Source organism: Pseudomonas sp. EGD-AK9, assembly GCF_000465935.2.
Taxonomy (GTDB): Bacteria; Pseudomonadota; Gammaproteobacteria; order Pseudomonadales; family Pseudomonadaceae; genus Aquipseudomonas.
Genome location: NZ_AVOF01000197.1, coordinates 1 through 6,321, shown reverse-complemented (window position 1 = coordinate 6,321; position 6,321 = coordinate 1). Strand labels below are relative to the sequence as shown.

The following is a 6,321-nucleotide window of genomic DNA, read 5'->3' as shown; positions in this document are numbered from 1 at the left end:
TCGGCCGCCGGCGTGCGCAGCACCTCCAGCGCCTGCCCCTGCAGGCTGCTCAGCTGGCTGAGCAGCGCCGGCAGCTGATGCGTCTGGCCGCTGGCCTCGTGCAACTGCTTGGCCAGCGTCTTCAGTGCCTTGCGTACCTCGCGCGGCGGTTGCAGCTGCTGCAACTGTTCGACCAGTCGGGTCAGCGCCGCGGTGGCCTCGCCGGCGCGCTGCTGGCGACGCAGCTCGGAATCCAGCACGGCCTTCTCCAGGCGCGGGATCAGGCCGCCGAGCGCCGCGTCCATGTCGTCGCGGCGGAGGATGTCGCGCATCTCCTGCATGCACTGGTCGACCGCCTTGTCCGCCCCCTCGGCGGCCAGGCTGCTGCGCACCAGGCCGCGGCGCAGCAGGTCGAGGCGCAACTCCCAGCGCCGTTCGAGCCTTTCCTGTTGCTCCAGGCTGCTCAGGTACTTGTCTTTCCAGCGTTGCGCGTCATCGCTCATACGGCCTGCTTATCCACGGGAGGGCGCCTTCAGCATAGGCGTTTGGCCACTACTCTGAGCGCGCGGCAAACGGATTTCCACGGCCACCGGCAGGTGGTCGGAGATCGGCTGGCTGAGCACGTCGACCCGCCCCAGTTCGAGCCCCGGGCTGAGCAGGATATGGTCGAGGCAGCGCTGCGGCCGCCAGCTGGGGAAGGTCGCCTGAACCTGCGGCGCGATCAGGCCGAGGTCGCGCAGTGGCGAGTTCTCCAGCAGGTCGCTGGCGTGGGTGTTCATGTCACCCATCAGCACCAGATGGCGGAACTCGCCGACCCGCTCGCGGATGTAGGCGAGCTGGCGGGTACGGGTACGCGGGCCGAGGGCCAGGTGCATCATCACCACCCCCAGCGCCTGCTCGCCCTCGCCCAGGCGCAGGAAGATCGCCCCGCGCCCCGGTGGGCCGGGCAGCGGATGATCCTCCAGCAGGGTCGGACGCAGACGGCTGAGCACGCCGTTGCTGTGCTGGGCGAGACGCCCGAGGTTGCGGTTGAGCTGCTGGTACCAGTAGGGAAACGCGCCCTGCTGGGCCAGGTACTCGACCTGATTGACGTAGCCGGAACGCAGGCTGCCGCCGTCGACCTCCTGCAATGCCACCAGGTCGAAATCGGCGAGCAGGTCGCCGATGCGCTGCAGGTTGCCGCTGCGCCCGGCATGCGGCAGCAGGTGCTGCCAACTGCGGGTCAGGTAGTGATGGTAACGCTGGGTGTTGATGCCGACCTGGACGTTGAAGCTGAGCAGGCGCAGCAGGCCGTCGGCGGGCCACTGGGCATCAGCGGCGCAATGCGGGTTGACCTGTGGATCGCACAGGCCAACCGCGCGGGTCTGTCGCCAGCGGCGCAGCATGGTCGGCGCCAGCGGCCGCTCAGAGCGCGGCGCGCTCCTTGGCGATCAGGTGGTCGGCCAGCTTCAGGGCCTGCTGCGGACCGCCGGCGGAGGTGATGTCGAAGCGGTACTTGCCGTTGACTATCATCACCGGCACGCCGGTGACCTGATAGGCCATGGCCAGCTTCTTGGCCTTTTCCATCTGGCCTTTGACGGCGAAGGAGTTGAAGGTCTTGAGGAAGGCGCCGCGATCCACGCCCTGGGTGGCGACGAAGTCGGCGAATTCCTCGGCGGAGGCCAGCTTCTTCTTCTCCTGGTGGATGGCGTTGAACACGGCGTCATGCACCTTCTGCTCGACCTTCATGCTTTCCAGGGTGATGAACGCCTGGCCATGCACGTTCCAGATGCCGCCGAACAGCGCCGGGATGCGCACGAAGTTGACGTCTTCCGGCAGTTCCTCGACCCAGGGGTTGAGCGTGGCCTCGAACTGGTAGCAATGCGGGCAGCCGTACCAGAACAGCTCCACTACCTCGATCTGGCCGGGCTTGGACACCGGTACCGGGCTCTTCAGCTCGACATAGTGCTGGCCGGCGACGGGCTCGGCATGGGCGGCGACGCCGAACAGGCTGCTGAGGGCCAGAGCGGCGCCGAAAATCAGGTTACGCATGGAGTACTCCTTGGCTGGTAAGCGTCGCCCAATGGCGAATCGATACTAGGACTCGTCGCCCGGGGGCAGGTTCCGGCCATTGTAGCCGCGGCGCAGACGAAAAAGGGTGGCCGCAGCCACCCTTTGTCTTATCAACTACGACGGTAGTCGGCTTAGTGCAGACCCTGGATAAAGCTGGAAACCGCCTCGATATCCTTGTTGCTCAGCTTGGCCGCAATAGCGCGCATGATCATCGCGTCGCCGTCGTTGGTGCGGTTGCCTTCGCGGAAGTCGGTCAGCTGCTTGGCCACGTAGGTGGCATGCTGGCCGCCCAGCTGCGGGAAGCCCGCGGCATCCAGGCCGGCGCCGTTCGGCGAGTGGCAACCGGTGCAGGCCGGCATGCCTTCTTCCAGCTTGCCGCCGCGGAACAGCGCTTCGCCGCGCTCGACCAGCTTGGGATCGGCGGCGCCGACGCTCATCTGCTGGCTGGCGAAGTAGGCGGCGATGTCGGCCATGTCCTGGTCGCTGAGGTTATCCAGCATGCCGGTCATCTCGACCACCTGGCGGTTGCCGGACTTGATGTCGTGCAGCTGCTTGAGCAAGTAGCGCTCGCCCTGACCGGCCAGCTTGGGGAAGTTTGGCGCGGGGCTGTTGCCATCGGCGCCATGGCAGGCGCCACAGACGGCGACTTTGCCCTGACCGGCTGCGGCATCGCCGGCAGCCTGTGCCAGGCCGGTGAGGCCCAGGGTCAACAGCAGACTCACGAGTACTTTGTTCATCAGCTAATCCAACTACGGCTAAGAGAGATAAGGGTTATCGGCCGGGTCCACTCATTCGGTCATCAGCTTGATGACCGCCTGGTAGTCCTCCGCCGTGCAGTCCATGCACAACCCGCGGGGCGGCATGGCATTCAAACCATTGGTGACGCTCTGTACCAGTGCGTCCATGCCCTTGGCCAGACGCGGCTCCCAGGCGGCCTTGTCGCCTTTCTGCGGGGCCGTGGGAATCTGGCCGTTGTGGCAAACACCACAGGCACGGTCGTATACAGCTTGCGGATCTTGGGCAGCGTAGCCGTTGAAGGACAGCAGAGTTACGGCAGCCGCGAGCAGCATTTTCTTCATCAGATCTACCTCATCAGGGAGGGGAACGTTCTGCTTTCTAGCGAGCAGCCTGGTTAATCGTTCCCGGCAATCGGGTTCCTGCGGGTGGGACAAAGCGCACACAAAATCTGCGGCATTATATACTGGCAACGCTGAAACGGAAACGACGCCGCTTGCCGCGCCACCTGGCGTGCCGCAGGTGCGCGGAAATGTCGCAAGTCCCCGAACGCCAGCTGGCGAGTGCGGGGCGCCCACCGGATACCCCCATGCTCCCGAAGAACCCCATCATCGGTCTGTGCCAGCAGGCCAGCTTCCTCATCAGTGCCGCCAAGGTCGACCAGTGCCCCGAGGACAGTGGCCTGGAAGTGGCCTTCGCCGGCCGCTCCAACGCCGGCAAGTCGAGCGCGCTGAACACCCTGACCCACGCCAGCCTGGCGCGCACCTCGAAGACCCCGGGGCGCACCCAGCTGCTCAACTTCTTCCGCCTGGACGACGAGCGCCGCCTGGTCGACCTGCCCGGCTACGGCTACGCCAAGGTGCCGATCCCGCTCAAGCAGCACTGGCAGAAGCACCTGGAGGCCTACCTGGGCAGCCGCGAGAGCCTCTGCGGCCTGGTGCTGATGATGGACATCCGCCACCCGCTGACCGAATTCGACCGCATGATGCTGGACTGGTCGGTGGCAAGCGGCATGCCCCTGCACATCCTGCTGACCAAGGCCGACAAGCTGGCCTTCGGCGCGGCGAAGAACGCCCTGCTCAAGGTGCAGCAGGAAATCCGCAAGCAGTGGGGCGATGGCATCGGCATCCAGCTGTTCTCGGCGCCCAAGCGCATGGGCGTGGAAGAGGCGCAGCTGGTGCTGGCCGGCTGGCTGGATCTGCTGCCGGAAGAGGACGAGGAAGGCGCCGAGGAGGCCTGACGCTTAGGGTGCGCCAGGCGCACCGAGAGACGAGTCGTCATGAGCGCGCAAGCTCCCTCTTCCGTCCTTCGGGCACCCTCGACTTGGGCATCCTGCGTCGCTCCAACTCCTGCCTCCCTGCAGTCGTCTCCCGGAGAGCAGGCCGCAAGCGCGCACTTTTCTACAGGCAAAAAAAACCCCGAGCTTCGTATGGGGAGGGAGAAGTTCGGGGTTTAAGGTCTGAACCGCTAGGGCGGGGTTCAGATGTCTGCCAACACTTAACACAACATAGGAGCATTGAAAGGCTTAACAGCCATTCAAGAACTCTGACCGGGCGCCTTAGCGGAAAGTTCATCCTTTTTTTAAAAACCATTCGCAATAACCAGCGACCTGCTGATTCCCTGGAGGCTTGTTCGTGGGGGCGCCGACCGCCCCTCGCCGGTACGCAGCGCCCCCCCACGCCCGGTCGGAGGCGCCCCTCAGTGCGCCTCGTCCCAGTTGGCGCCGACGCCCACTTCCACCAGCAGCGGCACGTCCAGTTCCGCCGCGCCGCCCATCAGCGCCTTGATCTGCGCGCCGACCTCCTCGACCAGTTCCTCGCGCACTTCCAGCACCAGCTCGTCGTGCACCTGGAGGATGATCCGCGCGTCGATGCCGCTGTCCTGCAGCCAGGCGTCCACGGCGATCATCGCGCGCTTGATGATGTCCGCCGCGGTGCCCTGCATCGGCGCGTTGATCGCCGCGCGCTCGGCGCCCTTGCGCATGGCCTGGTTCTGCGCGTGGATTTCCGGCAGGTACAGGCGGCGGCCGAAGACGGTTTCCACATAACCCTGCTCGGCGGCCTGCGCGCGGGTGCGTTCCATATAGCTCAGCACGCCGGGATAGCGGGCGAAGTAACGGTCGATATAGGCCTGCGCCTGCTTGCGGTCGACGTCGATCTGCTTGGCCAGACCGAAGGCGCTCATGCCGTAGATCAGGCCGAAGTTGATCGCCTTGGCCTTGCGCCGCTGATCGCTGCTCACCTCCTCCAGCGCCACGCCGAACACTTCGGCGGCAGTGGCCTTGTGCACGTCGCGGTCGTGGCGGAAGGCATCCAGCAGGCCTTCGTCCTTGGCCAGGTGGGCCATGATGCGCAGCTCGATCTGCGAGTAGTCGGCCGCCAGCAGCCGGTAGCCCTTGGGCGCGACGAAGGCCTGGCGGATACGCCGCCCTTCGGCGGTGCGGATCGGGATGTTCTGCAGGTTCGGATCGCTCGACGACAGCCGGCCGGTGGCCGCCACCGCCTGGTGGTAGCTGGTGTGGATGCGCCCGGTGCGCGGGTTGATCTGTTCCGGCAGCTTGTCGGTGTAGGTGCTCTTGAGCTTGCTTAAGCTACGGTACTGCATCAGCACCTTGGGCAGCTCGAAGTCCTGCTCGGCCAGTTCCGCGAGCACCGCCTCGGCGGTGGACGGCTGGCCCTTGGCAGTCTTGCTGATCACCGGGTAGCCGAGCTTTTCGTAGAGGATCACGCCAAGCTGCTTGGGCGAGGCCAGGTTGAACTCCTCGCCGGCGATGGCGAACGCCTCGCGCTCCAGTTCCACCAGCTTGTCGCCCAGCTCGACGCTCTGCTCGCCGAGCAGCTTGGCGTCGACCAGTGCGCCGTTGCGCTCGATGCGCGCCAGCACCGGCACCAGCGGCATCTCGATTTCGCGCAGCACCTTGGCCAAGGACGGCACGGCTTCGAGCCGGCGCCACAGTTCCTGGTGCAGGCGCAGGGTGACGTCGGCATCCTCGGCGGCGTAGGGGCCGGCCTGTTCCAGGGCGATCTGGTCGAAGGTCAGCTGCTTGGCGCCCTTGCCGGCGATGTCCTCGAAACGGATGGTGCTGTGATTGAGGTACTTCAGCGCCAGGCTGTCCATGTCGTGGCGGGTGGCGGTGGAATCCAGCACGTAGGATTCGAGCATGGTGTCGAAGGCCACGCCCTGAACGGCAATCGGCGGCGTCGCGTTGGCCAGGACATTGATGTCGTACTTGGCGTGCTGGCCGACCTTGGCCTTGGCCGGGTCTTCGAGGATCGGCTTGAGCGCGTTCAAGACCCGGTCGCGGTCGAGCTGCTGCGGCACGCCCATATAGCTGTGCGCCAGCGGGATATAGGCGGCCTCGCCGGGCTTGACCGCGAAGGACAGGCCGACCAGTTGCGCCTGCTGGGCGTCGACGCTGGTGGTTTCGCTGTCGAAGGCGATCAGCTCGGCCTGTTCCAGCTTGTTCAGCCAGGCGTCGAACTGCGCCTGTTCCAGCACCAGCTGGTAGTCGCCGGCACTCGGCGGCAGCGCTTCGGCGACGTCCTCGGCGCTGTC

Annotated in this window: 6 protein-coding genes and 1 pseudogene; 1 reads left to right on the top strand and 6 read right to left on the bottom strand. The window is 65.9% G+C overall.

Going from position 1 to position 6,321, the window contains the following annotated elements:
• The 5 genes and pseudogenes from N878_RS10655 to N878_RS10635 all read right to left on the bottom strand — a co-directional run.
• Nucleotides 1–482 (bottom strand): annotated as a pseudogene (locus tag N878_RS10655) (GGDEF domain-containing protein); the annotation flags it as partial.
• Nucleotides 483–491: 9 nt separating this feature from the next.
• Nucleotides 492–1,364 (bottom strand): endonuclease/exonuclease/phosphatase family protein, encoded by an 873-nt coding sequence (locus N878_RS10650; RefSeq protein WP_021443643.1) that lies wholly within the window; start codon nt 1,362–1,364, stop codon nt 492–494.
• Between the two features lie 19 nt (nt 1,365–1,383).
• Nucleotides 1,384–2,010 (bottom strand): thiol:disulfide interchange protein DsbA/DsbL, encoded by a 627-nt coding sequence (locus N878_RS10645; RefSeq protein ID WP_021443642.1) that lies wholly within the window; start codon nt 2,008–2,010, stop codon nt 1,384–1,386.
• Between the two features lie 152 nt (nt 2,011–2,162).
• The gene (locus N878_RS10640) at nt 2,163–2,768 is read right to left on the bottom strand and encodes a cytochrome c (RefSeq protein WP_021443641.1); all 606 of its coding nucleotides are present in this window, start codon (nt 2,766–2,768) and stop codon (nt 2,163–2,165) included.
• Between the two features lie 51 nt (nt 2,769–2,819).
• Entirely contained in the window at nt 2,820–3,110 is a 291-nt protein-coding gene (locus N878_RS10635) for a cytochrome c5 family protein (RefSeq protein WP_021443640.1), read from the bottom strand.
• A 245-nt stretch (nt 3,111–3,355) separates the two neighbouring features.
• On the opposite strand from N878_RS10635, the gene yihA reads away from it, so the two are divergent.
• Nucleotides 3,356–4,006: a ribosome biogenesis GTP-binding protein YihA/YsxC gene (gene yihA, locus N878_RS10630; RefSeq protein ID WP_021443639.1), complete on the top strand. Its 651-nt coding sequence runs from the start codon at nt 3,356–3,358 to the stop codon at nt 4,004–4,006.
• Nucleotides 4,007–4,464: 458 nt separating this feature from the next.
• On the opposite strand, the gene polA is transcribed toward yihA, so the two are convergent.
• A partial coding sequence (gene polA, locus N878_RS10625; RefSeq protein WP_021443638.1) for a DNA polymerase I occupies nt 4,465–6,321 on the bottom strand: 1,857 nt, incomplete at its 5' end.